Origin of the sequence: uncultured Mucilaginibacter sp. (assembly GCF_903913935.1) — a bacterium.
Classification (GTDB): Bacteria; Bacteroidota; Bacteroidia; order Sphingobacteriales; family Sphingobacteriaceae; genus Mucilaginibacter.
The window spans coordinates 1-2,839 of the sequence record NZ_CAIWNH010000577.1 but is presented as its reverse complement, the minus strand read 5'-3'; the positions used below and the strand labels follow the sequence as shown (position 1 = coordinate 2,839).

The 2,839-nt window shown below is 42.1% G+C and carries 1 protein-coding gene; it reads left to right on the top strand.

Features of this window, described 5'->3' with window-relative positions:
* Positions 1-162: 162 nt before the first annotated feature.
* Entirely contained in the window at positions 163-2,715 is a 2,553-nt protein-coding gene (gene mgtA / locus QZY09_RS23500) for a magnesium-translocating P-type ATPase (RefSeq protein ID WP_295676821.1), read from the top strand.
* Positions 2,716-2,839 lie beyond the last annotated feature (124 nt).

Sequence of the window (2,839 nt, the reverse complement as noted above, 5' to 3'; positions counted from 1 at the left end):
GAGTAACAATTTTAGCTGTTATCATTTGAATTATGAATGATCCCGTGGCGGTGAAATACTGATTCTTATCACTTTTTATTGTTCGTTGTTTTAGCCTATTTCCCCCGTCAATTTTAAATAACTATCTTTAATCCAATTCTTATCAACAAAATTCTGAACAAATTGGATATTCAAAATACCCCCGGGCTTGATGCTTTCTGGCATTTAAACAGCGATGAAGCAACTAAGAAATTATCATGCAGCCAAAATGGCCTTAATGCCGGCGAGGCCACTCAACGTTTAAAACAATATGGCCCTAATACCTTAAAGGCTAATACAAATACTTCCGCAATCCTGTTGTTTTTATCACAGTTTAAAAGCCCGGTTACTTTATTGCTGATCATTGCTGCGTTTTTATCAATTGGATTAAAAGACGTTACAGATGCTGTTATTATTTTAATTATTGTCGCCATTAGCAGTGTGTTGAGCTTTTTACAGGAAAGAGGGGCAGCCAATGCAGTTAATGAATTACTTAAAATGGTACAGCTTCATTGTACTGTTTTTAGGGATAGTGAAGAAAAAGAAATACCTGTTGAGAATATTGTACCGGGAGATATTGTTATTCTGAACGCAGGCGACATCATTCCAGGCGATAGTTTGATCCTTGAATCGCAGGAGTTGTTTATTGATGAAGCCGCGTTTACCGGCGAAACCTACCCGGTTGAAAAAAGTGCCGGTGTTTTGGAGGCCAATATCCCCATCTCTAAAAGAACCAATTCACTTTTTATGGGCGCCCATGTCATCAGCGGGAAAGCTAAAGCGCTCGTCGTGAAAACAGGGAAACAAACTGAGTTTGGGAAAATATCAACCTCGCTCCAACTCCGCACACCTGAAACAGATTTTGAAAGAGGTATTCGCAGATTTGGCTATTTGCTGATGGAGATCACACTGATCCTGGTAATCATCATTTTTGGCATCAATGTGCTTTTGGACAGACCTCCGCTGACTTCTTTTATGTTTTCGCTGGCGCTGGCAGTAGGGCTCACGCCGCAATTATTACCAGCGATTATAAGTGTTAACCTGTCAACCGGTGCAAAACGGATGGCAGCCAAGCAGGTAATCGTAAAAAGACTCTCCTCAATCGAGAACTTCGGCAGTATGAACATCCTTTGTTCAGACAAAACGGGAACGATAACCGAGGGAAAAGTTAAACTGAAGGATACCATTGATATTGATGGTAACCATAGCGACAAAATATTGAAGTACGCCTGGCTCAACGCATCCTTTCAGCAGGGATTCCATAACCCGATTGATGATGCCATAGCTGCAAACCTGGAAGATGATAAAAGCGCCTATACTGTACAGGCTGAAATACCCTATGATTTTATCAGGAAAAGGTTAACCATTCAAATAAAAAATACCAGAGAAAACCTGGCTATCACCAAAGGGGCCGTAAATAATATGTTGGCGATCTGCGACCGTGTTGAAACCGCCTCTGGCCAGATTGTAAAAATGGCTGTTAAAAAAGCCCAGATATTGAAACAATATGAGCAATCAAGTAACGAAGGGTATAGAACTTTGGGGGTCGCCTATAAACCGGCAACGGCTGAACATAATTTTGTGAAGGATGATGAGGCCGGAATGATCTTCCTCGGCTTCGTCACTTTGTTTGATCCCCCCAAAAAAGATGTGCAGCAAACCATTGCCAGACTAAATGATCTTGGCGTAAAATTGAAACTGATTACCGGCGATAATGCCCTGGTAGCTAAAAGCCTGGCGGGGCAGGTAGGCCTTTCAGATCCTAAAATACTTACGGGCTCGCAAATGCAAAAAATGAGCACTGCGGCATTGGCCCATCAATGTGTGCTTACTGATATTTTTGCCGAAGTGGAGCCAAATCAAAAAGAACGGATCATCGTGATGCTGAAAAGAGCCGGCAATGTAGTTGGTTTTATGGGGGACGGTATTAACGACGCTCCGGCGCTGCATACTGCGGACGTGGGAATCTCGGTAAACACTGCGGTTGATGTAGCCAAGGAGGCTGCTGATATCGTTTTGCTTGACCAGGACCTGGCTGTTTTGTACGAGGGCATCATCGAAGGCCGTAAGACTTTTACCAACACCATGAAATACATTTTTATGGCTACCAGCGCTAATTTTGGTAATATGTTCAGCATGGCCGGGGCATCGTTGTTTTTACCCTTTTTACCTTTACTGCCAAAACAAATACTGCTTACCAATCTGTTGACCGATTTTCCGGAAATGGCGATTGCTACCGACAGGGTAGATGCCGTCAATATCCAAACACCCCAACGCTGGGACCTTGGTTTTATCAAGCGGTTTATGATCATCTTTGGCCTGTTAAGTTCGGTATTTGATTACCTTACCTTTGGTGTGTTATTATTATTTATGCATGCAAAAGAAAAGGAATTTCAAACTGGTTGGTTTGTTGAATCGGTGATCTCGGCTATATTGATCGTGTTGGTTGTACGTACCAGGCTCTCTTTTCTGAAAAGCCTGCCTGGTAAATATCTATCGATTGCGACGGTACTGGTTTTTGTGTTCGTTATTGCCATCCCATTCACGTCCATGGCCGCCTGGTTTGGTTTTACGCAACTTCCTTTAAAGTATTATGGCTTAATGGTGCTGATTGTCACCGCGTATCTTTTATCGGCCGAATTTGCAAAAAGGCTATTTTACCGGAGAATGCTGAGCAAGATTCACTTGTTTAAGTGATTTTAAACTGTGATCAGGCGTAAATAAGTATCAATTATTGACGGAAACAATAAAATCATTAATAGCTTCAAGATAGTGGCAGCCATGTTGTTTTTCTTCGCGCATTTTACCCGCAATACCATTG